The 19,493-nt window shown below is 71.1% G+C and carries 13 protein-coding genes; 2 read left to right on the top strand and 11 right to left on the bottom strand.

Annotation, left to right across the window (positions count from 1 at the left end; genetic code table 11):
• Window positions 1-88: 88 nt before the first annotated feature.
• The 7 genes from A6A29_RS07215 to A6A29_RS07185 form a co-directional block, all read right to left on the bottom strand.
• The gene (locus A6A29_RS07215) at window positions 89-997 is read right to left on the bottom strand and encodes a LysR family transcriptional regulator (protein WP_073719136.1); all 909 of its coding nucleotides are present in this window, start codon (window positions 995-997) and stop codon (window positions 89-91) included.
• Between the two features lie 251 nt (window positions 998-1,248).
• Window positions 1,249-2,442, bottom strand: a complete 1,194-nt coding sequence (locus A6A29_RS07210; RefSeq protein WP_073719135.1) for a glycine C-acetyltransferase — start codon at window positions 2,440-2,442, stop codon at window positions 1,249-1,251.
• A gap of 17 nt (window positions 2,443-2,459) precedes the next feature.
• Complete coding sequence (gene tdh, locus A6A29_RS07205) at window positions 2,460-3,488, bottom strand: L-threonine 3-dehydrogenase (RefSeq protein ID WP_073719345.1); 1,029 nt, start codon at window positions 3,486-3,488, stop codon at window positions 2,460-2,462.
• 239 nt (window positions 3,489-3,727) lie between these two features.
• Entirely contained in the window at window positions 3,728-5,944 is a 2,217-nt protein-coding gene (locus tag A6A29_RS07200; RefSeq protein ID WP_073719134.1) for a protein kinase domain-containing protein, read from the bottom strand.
• 1 nt (window position 5,945) lies between these two features.
• Window positions 5,946-8,297, bottom strand: coding sequence for a bifunctional serine/threonine-protein kinase/ABC transporter substrate-binding protein (locus tag A6A29_RS07195; RefSeq protein WP_073719133.1), 2,352 nt, complete (start codon window positions 8,295-8,297; stop codon window positions 5,946-5,948).
• A gap of 10 nt (window positions 8,298-8,307) precedes the next feature.
• Complete coding sequence (locus tag A6A29_RS07190) at window positions 8,308-9,147, bottom strand: hypothetical protein (protein WP_241838382.1); 840 nt, start codon at window positions 9,145-9,147, stop codon at window positions 8,308-8,310.
• Window positions 9,148-9,394: 247 nt separating this feature from the next.
• Window positions 9,395-10,240: an alpha/beta fold hydrolase gene (locus A6A29_RS07185; RefSeq protein ID WP_073719132.1), complete on the bottom strand. Its 846-nt coding sequence runs from the start codon at window positions 10,238-10,240 to the stop codon at window positions 9,395-9,397.
• A gap of 410 nt (window positions 10,241-10,650) precedes the next feature.
• Here A6A29_RS07185 and A6A29_RS07180 point away from each other — a divergent pair, with 410 nt between their 5' ends.
• Together A6A29_RS07180 and A6A29_RS07175 are read left to right on the top strand one after the other, a co-directional pair.
• On the top strand, window positions 10,651-13,614 hold the full coding sequence (locus A6A29_RS07180; RefSeq protein WP_073719343.1) for a family 16 glycoside hydrolase: 2,964 nt from the start codon (window positions 10,651-10,653) through the stop codon (window positions 13,612-13,614).
• A 370-nt stretch (window positions 13,615-13,984) separates the two neighbouring features.
• A complete protein-coding gene (locus tag A6A29_RS07175) occupies window positions 13,985-15,286 on the top strand; it encodes an MFS transporter (RefSeq protein WP_073719131.1) in 1,302 nt (433 codons plus the stop codon).
• 202 nt (window positions 15,287-15,488) lie between these two features.
• Here A6A29_RS07175 and A6A29_RS45185 read toward each other — a convergent pair whose 3' ends face one another.
• The 4 genes from A6A29_RS45185 to A6A29_RS07160 all read right to left on the bottom strand — a co-directional run bounded on the left by A6A29_RS45185 (window position 15,489) and on the right by A6A29_RS07160 (window position 19,347).
• A complete protein-coding gene (locus A6A29_RS45185; protein ID WP_158074373.1) occupies window positions 15,489-15,656 on the bottom strand; it encodes a hypothetical protein in 168 nt (55 codons plus the stop codon).
• 85 nt (window positions 15,657-15,741) lie between these two features.
• A complete protein-coding gene (locus tag A6A29_RS07170) occupies window positions 15,742-16,641 on the bottom strand; it encodes a DUF2785 domain-containing protein (RefSeq protein ID WP_073719130.1) in 900 nt (299 codons plus the stop codon).
• 351 nt (window positions 16,642-16,992) lie between these two features.
• Window positions 16,993-18,510, bottom strand: a complete 1,518-nt coding sequence (locus tag A6A29_RS07165; RefSeq protein WP_073719129.1) for an FAD/NAD(P)-binding protein — start codon at window positions 18,508-18,510, stop codon at window positions 16,993-16,995.
• Between the two features lie 9 nt (window positions 18,511-18,519).
• Window positions 18,520-19,347 (bottom strand): methyltransferase domain-containing protein, encoded by an 828-nt coding sequence (locus tag A6A29_RS07160; protein WP_073719128.1) that lies wholly within the window; start codon window positions 19,345-19,347, stop codon window positions 18,520-18,522.
• Window positions 19,348-19,493 lie beyond the last annotated feature (146 nt).

Here is a 19,493-nt window from a genome sequence, read left to right as displayed (position 1 = left end):
AGCCGGAGCTGAAGCGAAACGAAGCGCACGTGTGCCGGGCGGGTCTGAGGTTCAGGCCCGCCCGGCGCACGGGTATCCGCGACGACCCTCAGGCGTCCCGGACCGACACCGCTCCCAGCGCGTCCAGGACCGGGCTGATCAGCGGGTGGCCCTCCGCCCCCTGCCGTACCGCTGCGAAGACGCGTCGCGTCGGGGCGCTGCCCTGTACGGGGCGGACGACCACCCCGCTCAGTTCCGTCCCCCGCAGCGCCGACCTCGGGACGAGTGCCACTCCGGCGCCCGCCCCGGCCAGCGCGACCACCGCGCGGAAATCGTCCGAGGAGTGTTCGAGCATCGGCTCGAAACCGGCGAACTCACAGGCCAGGACCACCACATCGTGGCAGGGGTTGCCGGGGTACGGTCCGATCCAGGGGTCCTTCGCGAGGTCGGCGACCGCCACCTGTTCCTGACCGGCCAGCCGGTGCCCCACCGGCAGCACCGCGTCGAACGGCTCCGAGTAGAGCGGCACCCGCGTCAGCCGCAGGTCGTCCTCGGCGGGCGCGCCCCGGTATTCGACGGCGACCGCCACATCCACCTGCCGGTCCAGCACCATCGGCACGCTCGCGTCGCCCTCGGCGTCCTGGACGCGGACCCGGATACCGGGGGCGGTGCGCGACAGCTCGCGGAGCGCGGGGGCCAGGACCAGGCCGATGCCGGTGGCGAACGCGGCGACCGTGACCGTACCGGCGACACCCGCGCTGTACGCGGCGAGCTCCGCCTCGGCCCGCTCCAGCTGGGCCAGCACCGCGTTGGTGTGGGTCAGCAGGATCTCCCCCGGCGCGGTGAGCCGCGCACCGCGCGCGCCGCGTTCGACGAGCCGGTGGCCGGTCTCCTGCTCCAGGGCGGCGAGCTGCTGGGAGACGGCCGAGGGCGTCAGATACAGTGCGGCGGCGGCCGCGGTCACCGTACGGTGGTCCGCCACCGCACGCAGGATTCGCAGCCGCCGTGCATCGATCATGCGCCTATTGTCCCAGGTCGCGTGGGACTTCCCGGACATCCCGAACCGGGGCTCAGGGCCCGGACGCCACCGCGCCGGGGCCCGACGCCCGACGCCCGGCGCGGCTCCGGCCCGACGCCCGGGCCATGAGCCCCGGCCAGACGTCCCGGCCATGGACCCGGCCCGGCGTCCGGCCATGGACCCGGCCCGGCGGCCCGACCATGAGCCCCGGCCCGGCGTCCCGGCCCGAGGCTCCGGTACCCCTACTTCCCCTACTCGCCGAGCGCCGCCCGCGCGTCGACGAACGCGTCCACGGCACGGTTCACGTCGTCGGTGGAGTGCGCTGCCGAGAGCTGGACGCGGATGCGGGCCGCGCCGTCGGGGACGACCGGGTACGAGAACCCGATCACGTACACACCGCGCTCCAGGAGCAGTTCCGCCATCCGGCCTGCCTTCGCCGCGTCCCCGATCATGACGGGGGCGATGGCGTGGTCGCCGGGCAGGATGTCGAAGCCCTCCTCGGTCATCCGGGTGCGGAAGAGCGCGGTGTTGGCGTTCAGCTGCTCGCGCAGGTCACCGGCGGACTCCAGCAGGTCGATGACCTTGAGGGAGGCGGCGGCGATGACCGGGGCGAGGGAGTTGGAGAAGAGGTACGGGCGCGAGCGCTGGCGCAGCAGCGCGACGATCTCGGCGCGGGCCGCGACATAGCCGCCGGACGCACCGCCGAGCGCCTTGCCGAGGGTGCCCGTGATGATGTCGACGCGGTCCATGACGCCGTGCAGTTCGGGGGTGCCGCGCCCGCCGGGGCCGACGAAGCCGACGGCGTGCGAGTCGTCGACCATGACCATGGCGTCGTAGCGGTCGGCCAGGTCGCAGATCTCGCGCAGCGGGGCGACGTATCCGTCCATGGAGAACACGCCGTCGGTGACGACGAGCCGGCGGCGGGCCCCGGACGCCTCCTTGAGCTGCTGCTCCAGGTCGGCCATGTCGCGGTTGGCGTAACGGAAGCGCTTGGCCTTGGAGAGGCGGATGCCGTCGATGATCGAGGCGTGGTTGAGGGCGTCGGAGATGACCGCGTCCTCGGGGCCGAGCAGGGTCTCGAACACGCCGCCGTTGGCGTCGAAGCAGGAGGAGTAGAGGATCGTGTCCTCCTGGCCGAGGAACGACGACAGCCGCTGCTCCAGCTCCTTGTGGACCTCCTGGGTGCCACAGATGAAGCGGACCGAGGCCAGCCCGTAGCCCCAGCGGTCCAGCGCCTCGTGGGCGGCGGCGACGACCTCGGGGTGGTCGGCGAGGCCCAGGTAGTTGTTGGCGCAGAAGTTGAGGACCTCACCGGGACGGCCGCCGGAGGTGACGGCCACGGTGGCGGACTGCGGGGTGCCGATCACACGCTCGGGCTTGTGCAGCCCGGCGGCCCTGATCTCGTCGAGGGTGGTGCGCAGATCGTCGCGTACGGAGTCGAACATGCGTGAGTCCTTAGGGTTCAGGAGGTCCAGTCGAGGATGACCTTGCCGCCGAGACCGCTCGCGGCGTCGTCGAAGGCCGCTTCGAAGTCGCGGTAGTCGTACCGTCCGGTGATCACGGGGGCGAGGTCGAGACCGCCCTCCAGCAGTACGGACATGGCGTACCAGGTCTCGTACATCTCCCGGCCGTAGATGCCCTTGATCGTGATCATCGAGGTGACGACGCGGGACCAGTCGACGGCGAACTCCTCGGACGGCAGTCCGAGCATGGCGATCCGGCCGCCGTGCGTCATGTTCGCGATCATGTCGCGCATCGCCTCGGGGCGGCCGGACATCTCCAGTCCGATGTCGAAGCCCTCCCGCAGTCCGAGGTGGCGCTGCCCGTCGGCGATGGTCTCCTCGCCGACGTTGAGGGCCAGGCTGACACCGACCTTGCGGGCCAGTTCCAGGCGGGCCTCGCTGACGTCGGTGATGACGACGTTGCGGGCGCCGGCGTGCCGGGCGACGGCGGCGGCCATGATCCCGATGGGGCCCGCACCGGTGATCAGGACGTCCTCGCCGACCAGCGGGAAGGACAGCGCGGTGTGGACCGCGTTGCCGAACGGGTCGAAGATCGCGGCGATGTCCAGGTCGACGGGGACCCGGTGCACCCACACGTTGGCGGCGGGCAGCGCGACGTACTCGGCGAACGCCCCGTCGCGGCCGACGCCGAGCCCGAGGGTGGAGCGGCAGAGGTGGCGGCGTCCGGCGAGACAGTTGCGGCACTTCCCGCAGACCAGGTGGCCCTCGCCGCTGACCAGGTCGCCGATCTTGATGTCGGCAACATCGGCGCCGAGCTCGGCGACCTCGCCGACGAACTCGTGGCCCAGGACGAGCGGGGTGCGCACCGCCTGCTGCGCCCAGCCGTCGTAGGCCCGGATGTGCAGGTCGGTGCCGCAGATGCCGGTACGCAGGACCTTGATGAGTACGTCGCCCGGGCCGATCTCCGGCTCCGGGACGTCCATCAGCCACAGACCGGGCTCGGCCTTCTGCTTCACGAGTGCCTTCACGGCTGCGGCTCCCTGCACGTGGTACGCGGTGGTGGATGCCCCGGGCCGGGGCAGCATCGAGGCAGCCTGCGGCCCGGGGAAGTCGAGAGGGACGGCGGAGCGGCGCTGGGCCGGGCACGGACCGGGGCGCACGTCGGTGGCCACCGCGCATCGCCCTGCCGCTGCCGTCACGGAGAAATCTGCCGCACCCCGCGCCTCAGGTCCATCGAGGTTTTCTTAAGCGCGGCCGCAGCTCCGCTTCACACCTCGCCGTAGGGGCCCAGGAACGTGGGCCGCCCGGCCACGATCCGGTAGAGGAAGATCCCGTTGTCGAACCGCACCCCGCGGGTGTCGTGGAAGGACAGGGCGCGGACGATGCCCCGGTACCGGGTGCGGAACAGCCGCTGGGCGATCCCGCCCCGCTCCGCACCCGTGGCACTGGTGGCCTCGGCGGCAGCGGCGATCAGCCCGACCGCGTCGTACGCCTCGGCGGACCAGGTGGCGGGCGGCGCCCCGTAGCGCTTCCGGTGCGCGGCGGTGAACTTCTTCGCGGCGGGGAGCGCCAGGGGGTCGGCGTACGCCTCGGCGAAGACCCATCCTTCGGCGGCCTTCCCCGCCTTCTTCAGGAAGGCGGGAGCGAGGACGGGACCGGCGCTGACGCGGGTGCCGGTGAACCCGGCGGCGGTGAGGGCGGTGGCGCAGCGCGCTGCCCGGGTGGGTGAGCCGCCCGCGTACACCACGGCGTCCGCCTTCGCGCCGACAACCGCCCGCGCCGCCGTGCCGAAGCCCTGCCCGGCGGCGACGGTGCGGGTGGTGGGGGTGGCTCCCGCGAGGGGTGCGTCGCTGAAGATCTGGCGGATGCCCCAGCTGCGCCGCGGGTCGTCCTCGTCGGCGATCAGAAAGATCCGCTCGGCGGGGCGGGTGTGGATCAGGTAGCTGATGAGGCCGATGCTGAGGCTGTCGTCGAAGGGGCGGGTGACGCACAGGACCGGGCTCGCGAAGAACTCGGCGGTGGTGGAGCCCGCCGCGACGACGACCATGGCCAGCCGTGCCTTCTTGTACCGGGCGACGACGTCCTCGGCGGTGACGTCGGCGCTGGGCCCGATGACGGCCAGGACGCGGGGGTCGGCGGCCAGCCGGTCGGCCGCCCGGCGTGCTCGGGCCGCGTCCCCCGCGTCGTCCTCCGTGCGCAGGGCGAGCCGGAAGGCCGCGTCGGTACGGGAGTTGTGGTCGGCGACGGCGAGCTGGACGCCCCGCTGGTGCGCGAGGCCGGTGGCGCGGCCGGGTCCGGTGAGGTCGGCGTGCAGGCCGAGCCTGTACGTGGGGCGGTTCGCGGTCCTCGTCGACGGGCCATTCACATGGCCGCGCCGCCGGGCCATCCAGGCTGCGGTGCCACCGCCCGCGAGGAGGACGGCTCCGGCCGCCGAGGCGGTGAGCAGGCGCCGCCGCGAGGGGCCGGGTGCCGCCCCGGTGCCGGACGCCGCCGGGGCGGGCGGGGTCTCGGGGTCGGGCAGCGCGAGGGCGCGGGCCGAACGTTCGGCGATCAGCGCGGGCAGCCCCGCCGGCATCCAGCGGTCCGCCTCCGCCGCCGGGTCCGGAGGCGAAGGGTCCGGAGGCGAAGGGTCCGGAGGCGCCTGACCTGGGCGCGCCTGACCCGGGTGCGCCTGATCCGGATGCGCCTCGTCGGCCAGCGCCCGGTGCACCTGGTCGGCGGTCGGCCGGGCGGCCGGGTCCTTGGCCAGGCAGGCGGCGGCGAGGGCGCGCAGTCCTGGCGGCAGACCGCGCAGGTCCGGTTCCTCGTGCACCGTTCGGAACAGGACCCCCGCCGCCGCGCCCTCGCCGAACGGGCGCCGCCCGGTGGCCGCGTACACCAGGACGCAGCCGAGCGAGAAGACGTCGCACGCCGGTCCGACGGGCCCGGCCGACGCCTGTTCGGGGGCGAGGTAGCCGGGCGTGCCGATCACCGCATCGGTCGCGGTGAGCGCGGTGGCGCCCTCGTGGCGCGCGATGCCGAAGTCGATGAGCCGGGGCCCGTCGAGGGCGAGGAGCACATTGCCGGGTTTGACGTCGCGGTGGACGAGCCCCGCCCCGTGCACCGCGACGAGGGCCGCCGCGAGCCGGGCGCCGAGTGCGCGCACGGTGGCGGCGGGCAGGGCGCCCTGTGTCCCGATCATCTCGGCGAGCGAGGGGCCGGGCACGAACGCGGTGGCCAGCCACGGTTCCCGGGCCTCCGTGTCGGCGCCGGTGACCGGGACCACCCACGGCCCGGTGATCCGCGCGGCGGCCTCGGCCTCGCGGCGGAAACGGGCCCGGAAGCCGGGGTCGGCGGCGTGCTCGGCGCGGATCACCTTCACCGCGGCGAGCGCGCCGCCCGGCGATCTGGCCAGGTACACCACACCCATGCCGCCCGCGCCGAGCCGGACCAGGGTGCGGTACTCGCCGATGACGCGCGGGTCGTCCGAGGTGAGCGGCCTCATGTCAGGTGGTGGGCTTCGGGGCCGCGCCGAGATAGCGGTAGCGGCCGTTCTCGACACGGTAGAGGTGGGCGTCCTGGCCCACCAGCGCCTGCCTCTTGTCGAAGGCGTAGGTGCGGGAGATTCCCTCGTACGGTGAGGCGGCGATCTCGGCGACGACAGCGGCCCGGCCGGGCCGCACGGGGCGGCGGGCTTCCGGCGAAGCGCCGGTGTTCCCCGACGCCTTCTTCCCTTCGGCCTCTTCCGGCTTCCCCGACGCCTTCTTCCCCTCGGCCCCCTCGGCCCCGTCCGACCCCTCGTTCTTCCCCTCGGTCCCGTCCGGCTTCCCCGTCCCGCTCCCGTCCGGCTTCCCCGTCCCGCTTCCGTCCGGCTTCCCCGTCGCTTTCTCCCCGTCGGCCAGGGCGAGGGCGACCAGCGCCTGGGCGACGAGCCCGGCCACGTCGTACGCCTCGGCGGCCCACGGCGCGGGCTCGGCGCCGAAGCGAGCGCGGTGTGCGGCGGTGAACTCCTTGGCGGCGGGCGCCGACGCGTCCGTGTACGGGGAGATGAACTCCCACCCGGTGGCCGCGGCTCCGGCAGCCGTGAGGAAGTCCGGTCCCATGACGGTGTGCTGGGCGATGCACGGCCCCTTGAACGAGGTTCCGGCGAGCGCGACGGCCGTGCGGGCGGCTCCGGCCGCGTCACCCGCGTAGAAGATCGCGTCGCTCCTGTGCGTGAGCATGTCCTCGATCACCGGTGCGAGGTCCCTCGTCCCGGCGGGCACCACGCGCGGATAGGTGGTCCCGGTGGTGAGGGTGGGGGTCATCAGGTTGGTCGCGTAGCCCACCTGGTAGGCGGACTGCCCGCCGGAGCGGTCCATGAGCACACCGAGGCGTTCGACGTCGGGGCGCAGCAGGAGCCGGTTGACGATCGGTGCGGAGAGCGCACCCCAGGACGGAGCGGCCTGGAAGAACGACTTCTTGGACCTGGGGGCGTACGCCATCGCCAGTGACGACACCGTGAGCACCGCCAGCATCGCCTCGTCGTACGCGGGCAGCGCCGCTCCGGTCGCGGCGTCACCGGTCGGGCCGATCACCGCGAGCACGTCCGGGTCGCGTGCGAACAGCTCGGCGACGCGCGCCGAACGGGCGGCGTCCCCCCGGTCGTCCAGCGCCTTCACAATGAGCGTGAAGGGCTTGTTCCCGCGGGAGTTGAACCGTTCGACGGCGAGCCGGACGCCCCGTTCCTGAGCCTTCCCCCACGCCGCTTGAGGGCCCGTCAGGTCGGCGTGCACGCCGATGATCCAGTCCCGCTCGCCGGAGCCGCCCCGCTTCGGGGCGCTCTCGGTGTCCTCGCCCGCCACCTGTACGGCGGCGTAGGCGGTTCCGGCGAGACCCACCGCCGCGACGGAGGCGAGGAGGAGGAAGCGCCGCCTGTCGGGACGGGCGGGCGCCACGGGCTCCTCGGCCACGGTGGCGTCGATGTCCGGCAGTGCGAGCATCGCGGCGGACCGGTCGGCGATCAGCCGTACGACGTCCTCGGGCAGCCACTCGACCGACCCGCCCGGTACGTCCTCGGCGATGCGCGCGTCGAGCTGTGCCGCCGTCGGCCGCTCCCCCGGGTCCTTGGCCAGGCAGGCGGTCAGCAGGGTGCGCAGTTCGGCGTCGTCGATCCCGCCGAGGTCCGGTCGGTCGTGCACGGTGCGGTAGAGCAGGGCGTCGACGGCCCCGCTGCCGAACGGGGGCCGCCCGGTGGCCGCGTACACGAGGAGGCAGCCGAGCGAGAAGACGTCGCTGGCGGGTCCGGCGGTGGTGCCGCCCCCGGTGGCCTGCTCGGGCGAGAGGAAGCCGGGGGTGCCGACCACGAGGTCGGTGGCGGTCAGCGCGGTGGCGTCGGCGGCCCGCGCGATGCCGAAGTCGATGAGGCGGGGACCGTCGGCGGTGAGCAGGACATTGCCCGGCTTCACATCGCGGTGGACAAGCCCGGCCTCGTGTACGGCGCTCAGGGCGCGGGAGAGCAGCCGGCCGAGCACCTTGACGCTACGGGCGGGCAGCGGTCCGCGCCGTGCCACGGCGTCCGAGAGCGCGGGTCCTGGCACGAACGCCGTTGCCAGCCAGGGGCGTTCGCCCTCGGTCTCCGCCCCGGTGACCGGGACCGCCCACGGGCTGTGCACACTGCGGGCCGCCGCGACCTCGCGGCGGAAGCGGGTACGGAAGTCGTCGTCCCCGGCGTACTCGGGCAGGATCACCTTGATGGCGGCGAGCGCCCCCGCTTCCGTGCGCCCCAGGTAGACGACGCCCATGCCGCCCGCTCCGAGGCGGCCCAGGAGCCGGTGCCCGCCGATGTGCGACGGGTCCGACGGCCTCAGTTCGTCCATCAGGGGTGCCTCAGCTCTGCTTCTCGATGGCGGATTCGAGCCGGACCAGCATGGCGGCCTGCGCCTGGGTGACCAGGTCTTCCAGTTCCTTGTCAGTGCGCCCCTTCGCCCCCTTGCCGGTCACCGCGACGGTGAACTGAAGGGTCTGCGCCTGCTGCCAGGCGTAGGGGTACGGACCGCCGAGCTCCTCGCTCCGGAACTGTCCCGTCTCGGCCAGCGAATCCTCGGAGTTGTTCTGCGTGCTCTCGCCCTGGAGCAGCGCGGCGGAGATCATCGAGCCGATGAGTTCCCCTTGCCGCAACTGCTGTGTGGGGCAGCGCATCGTCTCCTCCAGGGACTCGGCCATCTCCCACTGCGCGTCCTGCCGGGTGCGGTGCACGGTGACGACGGCCGCCAGCCGGACCGGTCCCCTGCCCTTCGTCGCGGGCACCTCGAAATTGCGGGTGACGGTGGCCATGACGTTGCCCGCGGGCTTCCGCTGCGCCCAGACGCAGTCGGTCCCCAGGACGGGCCAGGTGGCCGGGTCGCTCTCGTACGGGCTCCGCTTCACCACTCCGGGGCCGAAGCTGTCGGGCTCGGCGATGACCTTGCCGATGAGGGCGAGGGCGGCGCTCCGGTTCTTCGGCAGCCTGGCCGGGTCGGCGTCGACGAGTGCGGAGGAGGGTGCGGGTCCGGATGAGGGTGTGGACGGTGAGCCGGATGCCGGTCCGGATGCCGGTCCGGATGCCGGTCCGGATGCCGGTCCGGATGCCGGTCCGGATGCCGGTGGGCCCGATGAGCCCTTCCCCTGCGCGTCCGCCTCAGCGCCACCGCCGGAACACCCTGCCAGCAGCAGGGGCAGAAGCAACAGGGGAGCTCCGTACCGGAATCTGTGTAACGGCCCGTGAAATACCACGAGTTACCACCCTTACCTCATCGACACCGCAGCGATCATACGATCGCGTGGCGGCGACGTCCGGGGTGGTACCGAACTGTTGCACCATCAGGACTCGGATACAGGGACGTTACGGAAACAGGACGTGTCCGGGCCCGCGAAGGCGTTGACGTCGGCCGGGAACCGGGCCCGCACGGGCGCCCGGCCGAAGCCGGGACAGCGTCTACGCTCCGCCGTCACCCTCCAGGAACGCCCGGATGTGCGCGGCGAGCACGACGGGCTGATCCTCCGGAATGAGCGTGTAGCTGTCGGCCACCTCCACCAGCCGCCCCTGTGGGAGGAGGTCCGCCAGCCGCCGCCCGTGCTCCGGTGGCATGACCTTGTCCTCGGCCGCCCATACGACGAGGGCAGGCCGGTCGAACGCGCGCAACGCCTCGGCCCAGCGCAGAAGTTCCGCCTTGGGCGGCACTCCGAGGACGTAGGTGCGCAGGTCGCGCCGGATCTCCCGCGACGACCACAGCGGACGGAACCAGGCGTCCATCACCTCACGCGGAACCGGCCGCTTGGTCATCCATCCCCAGGTGACGGGCAGCCGCCGCATCGGCGTGAGCTTCAGCAGGGCGAAGGCGGCCATCAGACCTCCGGGCACCTTGGCCGCAGCGTACAGATTGCCGCCGGGCAGTCCGGGCGGGAAGTTGTCGAACGCCTCGCAGGACGTGATCACCAGCTTTCCGATCCGCCGGTCCCGTCCGTCCGCGACCAGCGCCTGCGCCCCGCCCCAGTCGCTCATGACCAGGGTGACGTCCTGGAGTTCGAGTGCGTCGAGGAACTCCGCGACGATCCGGGCCACCCCGAGGACCGACAGGTCGGCGTCGGGGCGCATGGGCCGGCGGTGACCACCGAGAGGGAGGGTCGGCACGATGCACCGGAAGCCGGAGCGGAGTTCGCCGACGACAGTGCGCCACAGCGAGCCGTCCATGGCGACGCCGTGCAGAAGGACCACCACCGGCCCGTCGCCACCCGTGTCCTCGTACTCCACCACACCCGCGGAAAGCAGCACTTCGGTCATGGCCCCAACCTAGGGCCTCCGCTCCCCTCCCTGCACTTCCCCCACCCGGACTTTGAACACTGTGGTGACAAAGCATGGACGGCACGAGCAGAAGCCTCCTACTCTTTCCGGCGCAACCGTCGGAGTTTCGCTCAGGTACGGCGCCACAGGAACGCACTGATCGAACGATCACCCGGACGCTCACGGGTGACCCGCACCCTTCGCCACTACACGCTCCTCGTCCCGGGGGGCCAGGAGGCAGGATGAATCCACGGCTGTACCACCGCTTACGCAGTCGCCTGACGGGGCTGCTCGTCCTCTCGTTCCTCGTCGGCGGCTTCGCCTCGTCGCCCGCCGCGGCCGATGACATGCCACCGGTGACCGATGGCATGTCATCGGTCACGGCCGACATGTCATCGACCGCCGGTGACATGTCACCGGTGACCGCGTCCGACATATCACCGGTGACCGCCCACGCGTCACCGGCCACCGCCGAACCTGCGGTCCCGGCCGAGCTTCCGCCGCAGGAACCCGGTGTCACACTGCGCGTCTTCGACGTACAGGTGCCGCTCAGCAAGTTGTGCGACATCAAGACCGGACAGACCCCGAACGTCGACAGGCTGATGCCCACGATCGACTGGAGCGCGGCCGGGGACTTCGGCTTCGAGGACCACTTCGTCACCCAGGTGACCGGCAACATCGACGTCCCGCAGACCGGCGCGTACACCTTCCGGCTGACCAGCGACGACGGATCACGGCTGCTCATCGACGGCAGCCCGGTCATCGATCACGACGGTCTGCACGGCGCGGACCCCAAGGACGGCACGGTCACCCTGGAGGCGGGCCACCACTCCCTGCGCATCGATCACTTCGACCGCACCGGTGGGCAGCAGATCACCCTGGCGTGGAAGCCTCCGGGCGCCCCGGACTTCGCGGTCGTACCGAACGCGGTACTGAGCACGGACGCCGACGTCGTACGGGTCACGGCGCCGGGCCGCAAGGAGTGCGAGGGCGTCCTCGACTCGCCGGGCGACGGGCTGCCCCTGAACGCGGTGCACCCGGACTACGCCCTCACCGATCTCCGTCCCCCGGGCTTCGAGCCGCAGGTCACCGCCATGGACTGGCTGCCGGACGGCCGGCTGGCCGTGACCACCTGGGGCGGCAGCACCAACACCGCGGGCGAGGTCCATCTCCTCGACAACGTGCGGGGGAACACCGACCCCGGCAAGGTGACGACCAAGAAGATCATCGGCGGCCTCAAGGAGCCGATGGGCATCAAGGCCGTCGACGGCAAGCTGTACGTGTCCCAGAAGCACGAGCTGACCGAGCTGAGCGACACCGACGGCGACGACGTCATCGACGAGCAGCGGACCGTCGCGACATGGCCCTACGGCGGAAACTTCCATGAGTTCGCCTTCGGACTGCTGTACAAGAAGGGCTTCTTCTACCTCAACCTGTCGGTCGCCATCAACTACGGCGGCGCGACCACCGACCCCCAGCCCTCGAAGAACCGCGGCTCCACGATCAAGGTGAACCGGAAGACCGGTGAGGTGTCATACATCGCCGGTGGCCTGCGTACCCCCAACGGCATCGGGTGGGGGCCGAAGGGCGACATGTTCGTCCTGGACAACCAGGGCGGCTGGCTGCCGTCGTCGAAGCTCCTCCACATCAAGCAGGACCGCTTCTTCAACCACTACACCAACCCGGACGGGCCGTTCGACGCGAAGCCGGTGACCAAGCCGGTGCTGTGGCTGCCGCAGAACGAGATAGCGAACTCGCCCAGCACTCCGCTCCAGCTGACCGAGGGCAGGTTCGCCGGGCAGATGCTCTTCGGTGACGTGACATACGGAGGCATCCAGCGCGCGTACCTGGAGAAGGTCAAGGGCGAGTACCAGGGTGCGGTCTTCCGCTTCACCCAGGGCCTGGAAGCCGGGGTCAACCGGATCAGCATGGGCCCGGACGGCGCGATCTACGCCGGTGGCCTGGGCGCGGGCGGCAACTGGGGCCAGGAGGGCAAGCTGACGTACGGGCTCCAGAAGCTCTCGCCCAGCGGCGACAAGGCGTTCGACATCCTGGCGATGCGGGCGAAGCCGGGCGGGTTCGAACTGGAGTACACCCAGCCGCTCTCGGAGGAGACGGCGGCCAAGCTGGCCGGGAGCTACCGGGTCCAGCAGTGGCACTACGTACCGACCCCGAGTTACGGCGGTCCCAAGGCGGGCGAGGAGACCCTGTCCGTACGGTCGGCCATCCTGTCGCCGGACCGCAGGAAGGTCACCCTCGACATCCCCGGCCTGAAGTCCAACCGCGTGGTGCACGTACGCTCCCCGCGCCCATTCAGCTCGGCGAGCGGCGAGTCCCTGTGGAGCACGGAGGCGTGGTACACGCTCAACTCCCTCCCCGGCAAGCAGCCTCCGGCCACCCAGTACGAGGCGGAGGAGGCGACGCTGACGGGCGGAGCCGGCTTCAACACCGACCACCCCGGCTACTCGGGCAGCGGATTCGTCGACAAGTTCGGCGCCGAGGGGGCGTCGACCACCTTCGAGGTCGACGCGGCGAAGGCGGGGACGTACGACGTCGGTCTGCGCTACTCCAACGGGCCGAACCCCTTCACCGGCACCAAGAGCCTGAGCGTGTACGTCAACGGCGCCAAGGTCCGGCAGACGATCCTGCTGTCCACCGTCGACTGGAACACCTGGTCGACGCGGAACGAACCGCTGCCCCTGCGCGCCGGAAGGAACACCGTCACCTACCGGTACGACGGCGGCGACACCGGCCATGTCAACCTCGACCTGATCACCGTCCACCCCGAGGGCGCCCGCATCCCCCTGTTCGACGGATCGAACCAGGCAGCCTGGCAGCACCCGGACGGCCGGGCGGCGGCGTGGCCGGTGACCGGTGACGGATCGATGGAGGTCTCCGGCGGCGACATCCGCACGAAGCAGGGATTCCAGGACTTCAGGGCACACGTCGAATTCTGGCTCCCGAACCTCCCGCCGGACGTGACCGGCCAGAACCGTGCCAACAGCGGCGTGTACCTCCAGGAGCGGTACGAGGTCCAGATCCTCGACTCGTACGGTGACACCACACTCGCCGACAACGAGGCCGGGGCGATCTACACGAAGAAGGCCCCGGACGTGAACGCCGCGACGGCGCCGGAGACCTGGCAGACGTACGACATCACCTTCCGCGCGGCCCGTTTCGACGCGGAGGGCGAGAAGACCGCCGACGCCCGCGTCACCGTGGTGTGGAACGGCAAGAAGGTCCACGACGACGTGGCGGTCGACGGGACGACGGGCGGCGGCGCGGCCGAAGGTCCGACGGCGGGGGCGATCCGCCTCCAGGACCACGGCAGCAAGGTGCGCTACCGCAATGTCTGGGTCGAGCCCCTGACGTAACCCTGCGGCACGCCCCGCCAGGTCCGTCACACCTGAAATGTCACATGTGATGCCCCGCCAGGCCCGTCACACGTGACATTTCACGGGTGACGGGCCGTCCCCGTTAATGGCTTCTCCCCCGGACGGCCGCTGGGTAGCCTGCGGAGCGGAACAGCACATGGCCCCCGAGGAGCTGAGATGCCCGGTTACCCGAGCGCGCGTTGACGTTCTAGGCCGCGACCGGCCTGTCATCGCGTGCTGCCCTTGATTTGCGGCACAGCGAACCTCCCCCGCCCCACGTACCGGCGCGCGTGCACGGGCCCAACCGGCGTGCGCCGAGTGGCGGGCTTCTTCGTTCAGCCCTCAGCAGCTCAAGGGGTCCCCTGTGCCTGTGCCTTCCAGCTCTCCTTCCAGCGCTCCTTCCCGCCCCGGCCTGTGGCGTGACGCCGACTTCCGCAGACTCTGGGCGGGCCAGACCGCCTCACAGCTCGGGGCGCAAGCCGCTCAGGTCACTCTGCCGCTCGTGGCCGTGGTGGTGCTCAACGCCGATGCCGGCCAACTCGGAACCCTGCGCGCGGTGCAGCAGGTGCCGATCCTGCTGTTCTCGCTCTTCGTCGGCGTGTGGGTGGACCGGCGACGGTCCCGCAACGTGATGGTGTGGGCGGACTTCGGCCGCGCGGTGCTGCCCGCCGCCCTTCCGGTCGCCTGGCTGCTGGGCGTGCTCGGGATTCCGTTGCTGCTCATCGTCGCGTTCCTCGTCGGCGTGCTCACGGTGTTCTTCGATGTGGCCTACCAGGCGTCGCTCGTACGCCTGGTGGAGCGCGACCAGTTGATGCAGGGCAACAGCGCGCTTGAGGGCAGCAGATCAGCGGCGCAGATCGGCGGCCCCGCGCTCGGCGGCGCGATGGTGTCACTGCTCTCGGCACCGTTCGCCGTCCTGGCGAGCACGTTCTTCTTCGTCCTGTCGTTCCTCTCGATCAGGCGGATCCGGCGCCCCGAACCCCTGACTCACCACATCGAGCGACCCGCGCGTGTAGGGCGGCAGATCCAGGAGGGTCTCCAATTCGTCGTCCATGACGCCTCGTTGCGGGCCGTGGGCGTGTGCTCGGCGAGTTTCCAGTTCTTCTTCGCGGGCCTGATGACGGTCTATCTGCTCTTCCTGTCCCACACGCTGCACCTGCCGGGTTCGTCCGTGGGACTGGTGCTCGCGGCGATGGGACCGGGAGCGCTCATGGGTTCGGTGCTGGCCGCCAGGCTGCCGGCGAAGTTCGGCTACGGCATGGTCCTGGTCTCCTCGGCCGCGCTCGGCGACGGCGTGATGCTGTGCGTACCCGCGCTGAGCGGCTCGGCTCCCGCGACGGTCCCTCTGCTCATGGCGGTCAACTTCGTGTTCGGCGTGTTCAGTCAGCTGGTCGATGTCACGGTCACGGCCGTTCGGCAGGCCATCACGCCGGTCCGGATGCAGGGACGCGTCGTCGCGACGATCGATTTCGTCGGCATGGGGCTGACCCCGCTCGGCTCACTGCTCGGCGGCGTTCTGGCCGCCCGGTGGGGATTGCGTACCGGCCTGCTGGTGACCGCCATCGGACTGCTCCTGTCCCCCCTGCTGATGGCCTTCTCCCCCCTCGCCCGGCTGGGCAGGGAACTGCCGGAGCCGCCCGGAACGGCATCCCGGGGCGAGCCGTCGCCGTAGCAGTAGCCCTCGCCCTCGCGACATACCGGGACGGCCGATGCGGACGTCCGCGCACTCGACTACGTCCGCGAGTACACGGCCGCCCTCGACCCCTGGCGCCGTGAGCCCGTCGTTGTCGGGTACGTCCGGCCAACGCACAAGGAACTCGGGTCCGCCGCCCGACCGACGTGACCTCGATTACGGTCGGCGCCTCAGAGGTCGGTCAGCCTGCCCCGAACAGCGGTGCCAGTACCAGGAGCGTGAGCATGGCGAGGGCGACCAGGGCCCAGCCGAGGGGGCCCGTGGTACGTCGTCCCAGCCGACGCCCCTGAACGTACTCCGGAACCGGAACCGTCAGTGCGGCCCGGCTGTCCCGCTGGTCACCGACCATGGCCGCGACCTCCTCGTTCCCTGTCTGAGCCTGACCCGGGGACCAGTCTGACAGGGCCCGCACGGTCATGGGCCACGGGGAACGGTCAACTTCCCATGCCGACGCTCAACGGGCCCTGCATTGGTGCCAGATCGTGCGCCAAGCCCTCGTCAGCCCTGACGCTCTTTCTGGGAAACTGATGCACCTCCGTCAGACGCCGCTTCAGCGCCTCGGCGTGCGGCGGGCGCCCGGGGGTGGGGGCGCCGTCGATCCGGACCCCGGTGTCGGCGAGGAGGTACAGCATCCGCAGCGTGCGCATGGCGTTGGAGGTGTGCGCCGCCACGGTGGGGGCGCCGCGCCGGCCGGCGGCGAAGTCCGTCTCGATCGCGTCCAGCCAGCCGACGGCCTCGGCCTCGGACAGTTCCGGCCGGGTGAGCGTGCGGGCGATGCCCTGGGCGAGCCGGTCGTCCTCTTGTTGGGCGAAGAGCTCGTCGGTCGGAACCACGAGCCGCTCCGCCGCCAGCGCGAGCATCTCCTTCGGGTCGACCTCCGGATGGAGCCCGAAGGCGCCCAGCAGGTCAGCGCCGTGCGCGACGGCGTGGAGCCAGCCGAGCTCGGGGTCGTACCCGCGCAGGTCCGTCTCGGCCGGGAACCAGCGTCGGAAGGCGGCGAGCCATGCCGGGTCGAAGTCGCCGCGACCGACGATCATGTCGAGCACGAGCGGGGCGAAGGTGCGCGCCTGGATCTCGGGGTCGTCGAACCGGTCGGCCATCACGGTGCCCAGCTGGGCGCGCAGCGGCTTGTCGATGACGTCCCGCTGGATCCACGTCCGCAGCACCACGTAGGGGGCGCCGTCGCGGATATCCGGGTCGGGGTGGCGGAGGGCCTCGGCCAGTTCGGTGGCGAGGGCCGGCAGTTCGGCCGCCGCCGGGGCGGGGCAGTCGTTCTCGTAGAGGTACAGCCAGCGGGCCGCGTCGATCGGCGGCCTGTCGTCGGTCTTGGTCACTGCCTCACCTTGGGGGAGGGTCCCCGGCAAGGCAACCGATTATCGGACGGATGCGGGGCGTGCAGGCGGACCGGGCCCAATGGGGACCGCCTGTCGGTACGCCTCGCCACACCCACCCCATGACCACGCATGGAACCATGTTGACCGCATCTGACCGTCGGCTGCGGGAGTTCGCGCCCCGCTTATCCCGATGAGCGGTTGCGGCCGTCACGCACTCGGAGCGGCCAGGTTTCTTTTCAGCCGTGGAGCGGCGACAAGCTCACTTCCGTACCCGGATTCCTCGGACTCGCCGATCCTACGAATGACCGGTGTGGGCCGAGCCAGAACCGTAGGACCAGCTGAATCGTGCGGTCAGGAGGTAAGCAGACCTGGTGAGGCCGGTGCCACGCTGGTGGAGGGATCGGTGGCGATCGCCGCGGCGATCGCTTCGCTGCGCCATACGAGCATCGGTACGCCGGACAGGTAGTAGTGGGTGCCGCTCGTGAGGTGGCCCAGGGCGAGAAGCGACCGCTGGGGCCTGCCGCTCCGGTCGACGAGCCGTCCGGTTTCCGGCTGCACGCGCAGGCCACCGTCCGGGTGCCGTTGTCCGCAGCCGTTGCGGGTCAGCGAGTCCATCAGCTCATGGGGCGTGGCTGGACGGGCCGTCGGTGCCGCGGTTGCGGCGGCGATCACGATGTCGGCTTCCACCGTGTGGTGTTGCGCTGTGACCCGGAACCCCTGCTTCGCGGGCGTGACCTTCTCAAGGCCGCGTAGGACGCGCAACTGACCGTTGTCGGCCATCTCAAGGAGTGTGCCGGCGGTCGCGGCGGGCATGGGGGAAGTGAAGCTGGTCCACAGTCGGTGGTAGCGGCGGAAGAACCGCTGCCGATCGCCGCGGGGCAGAGTCGGCCACCAATAGTGCACGGTGGTGATCAGAGCCCAGGTGGTGACCTGGAGCCAGTCGACGTCCTGTACGTGTTCCCGGTCGGCGAGTTGTCGGCGTACACGGCTCAACCCCCAGTCCGCCATGGATGTCTCGGCGGCGATCTGCCCCGGCGTGGCCCCGGCGCGCAGTGCCTCTGTCCGGGCCAGAGCGGCCACCATCGACAGCCGAAGAGGTGAGGACGAGCGCTCAAGCCGGTCCCGGACGATCTCCGGGGTCAACACCGTCGGCCGCCCGACCTGTCGTGGTCGGCGCACGGCAGCCAGGATGCCGTCCCGCGAAAGCAGTGTGATCGGCCCCTGATGTCCTTGGGCCCGCAGTCCCAGGACGGCGTCGACAGCGGTGAGCCCACAGCCGATGACGGCCACGGAGGCCGACGGACGAACGGTGTCAAGGGTGGACGCCACGGGATAGGGCCGCGTGATGCAGGACGGGTGACCGGCGAGTCCGTAGGGGTCGTAACCGGACGGGTCTCCGACGCACAGCACCGCGTAGTCGCACGGGACGGTGGCCCCGTCCTCCAGACCCACCAGCGCCTTGTCACCGTCGGGCGCGACGCTCACGACGCGTCGGCGCAGCCATGTGACACGCCAGGCGGCGCCCGTCAGGTCGTCCAGGGTCTGGGAGAGGGTTTCCTCCAGGTAGCGGCCGTAGACGTGCCGCGGTGGGAAGGTTTCCTGCGTCCACAAGTGGGGAGCACCGCTCCCGTCGTGGTGACGGGCGACCCACCGCTGTGCGTGCTCCGGATCGTTCGGGTCCAGCGTCATCATGCCGGGTGGGGCGTTCACCACGATCTCGTCACGGTCCATCCGGTACGCGCTGCCGCGCCACAGCTGGTCCGAGGGCTCCACGATCACGAGGTCGACGTTTCGTGAACCGAGTGCGCGGGCGAGCGCCATGACGAGACATGCCGCGGCCGTGCCCCCGCCCACAATGCAGATACGCATGCGCAGCTCCTAGGCTCTCGGGGGCGCCGTACTGGCGGATGGCTCCCTGCGAGCCAGCGCGAAACGGTAGGTGATGCTGCCGACGAACCCTTCGTCCTGTGCCCTGCGCCGCGCTTCTTCCTTCAGCGAGCGGGCCAGGTCTTTGCCGATCATCCCGCTGTCGAGCATCGTTTCCACGCCTCGGTCGATGATGGTGTACGCGTAGGCCGAGTGCGCAGCTGTGTAGATATGGGCACCTGCCTGCGTGAGCTGAAAGCCTGCCGTCTCCAGCAGGCGCGGGAGGGATCGCAGGTCGTGCGTGTTCACGACGTACCGTGCACGCCAGGCGGCCACGCAAGCGTTCAGCGGATCGTGCGGGCCCAGCGAGAAGTCCGTCGATGCGTAGTCGCCGTCGAGTACGGCTATCTGCCCTCCCTGGCGGCACACCCTGTGTGCCTCTTGGAGCACCGAGCGGATGTCCGGAGTGTGGCTGAGCAGCGTGTACATGAGGACCAGCGGGAACGACTCGTCGGCGAACGGCAGCCGATGCGCGTCGGCTGCCAGAAGCCTGAGGTTCCCCGCTGTTCCGTTCGATCGGCGAGCCATCCTCAACAGGTCGACGCTGTGGTCGATGCCGACGACTGTGGCGGTACGCGCCCGGTCGCAGAGGTCGGCGAGAAGTTCACCGGAACCACAGCCGATCTCCAGCAGCGGCCCGGAGGTGACATCGACGGACGTGAGGAAACGCTGCAGCATCCGGTACTGCTCCGGGTCCTGCCTGCGGGAGTGCAGTACTGATGCGACCTGCTGCGTGGTCTCGCTGTCACCCGTGGCCAGCGAGGAGAACACGTCGTTCATCTACAGCCACTTCCCGTGGTCGGTGCGGGCGTGACGCGGAAGAGGGCCCCTTCGTCCTCCAGTCTGCTCAGCGCCTCAAGAGACTGCCGGACCACGGACTCCTCGGGATGGACGAAGTAGACGATCCCTGTCCTGCCCTTGGTCAG

The sequence above is a fragment of the Streptomyces sp. TSRI0281 genome (genome assembly GCF_001905125.1).
In the GTDB taxonomy this organism is placed as follows: Bacteria; Actinomycetota; Actinomycetes; order Streptomycetales; family Streptomycetaceae; genus Streptomyces.
Note: the sequence above shows the minus strand (reverse complement) of the source record. Positions and strands in the feature narration are given on the sequence as shown.

What these genes read in the sequence shown, in the direction of transcription:
- A6A29_RS07215 (WP_073719136.1), bottom strand. Translation starts at nt 997, where the DNA reads ATGATCGATGCACGGCGGCTGCGAATCCTGCGTGCGGTGGCGGACCAC.
- A6A29_RS07195 (WP_073719133.1), bottom strand. Translation starts at nt 8,297, where the DNA reads ATGGACGAACTGAGGCCGTCGGACCCGTCGCACATCGGCGGGCACCGG.
- A6A29_RS07180 (WP_073719343.1), top strand. Translation starts at nt 10,651, where the DNA reads ATGTCACCGGTGACCGCGTCCGACATATCACCGGTGACCGCCCACGCG.
- A6A29_RS07165 (WP_073719129.1), bottom strand. Translation starts at nt 18,510, where the DNA reads ATGCGTATCTGCATTGTGGGCGGGGGCACGGCCGCGGCATGTCTCGTC.
- A6A29_RS07200 (WP_073719134.1), bottom strand. Translation starts at nt 5,944, where the DNA reads ATGAGGCCGCTCACCTCGGACGACCCGCGCGTCATCGGCGAGTACCGC.
- A6A29_RS07210 (WP_073719135.1), bottom strand. Translation starts at nt 2,442, where the DNA reads ATGTTCGACTCCGTACGCGACGATCTGCGCACCACCCTCGACGAGATC.
- A6A29_RS45185 (WP_158074373.1), bottom strand. Translation starts at nt 15,656, where the DNA reads ATGGTCGGTGACCAGCGGGACAGCCGGGCCGCACTGACGGTTCCGGTT.
- A6A29_RS07160 (WP_073719128.1), bottom strand. Translation starts at nt 19,347, where the DNA reads ATGAACGACGTGTTCTCCTCGCTGGCCACGGGTGACAGCGAGACCACG.
- A6A29_RS07185 (WP_073719132.1), bottom strand. Translation starts at nt 10,240, where the DNA reads ATGACCGAAGTGCTGCTTTCCGCGGGTGTGGTGGAGTACGAGGACACG.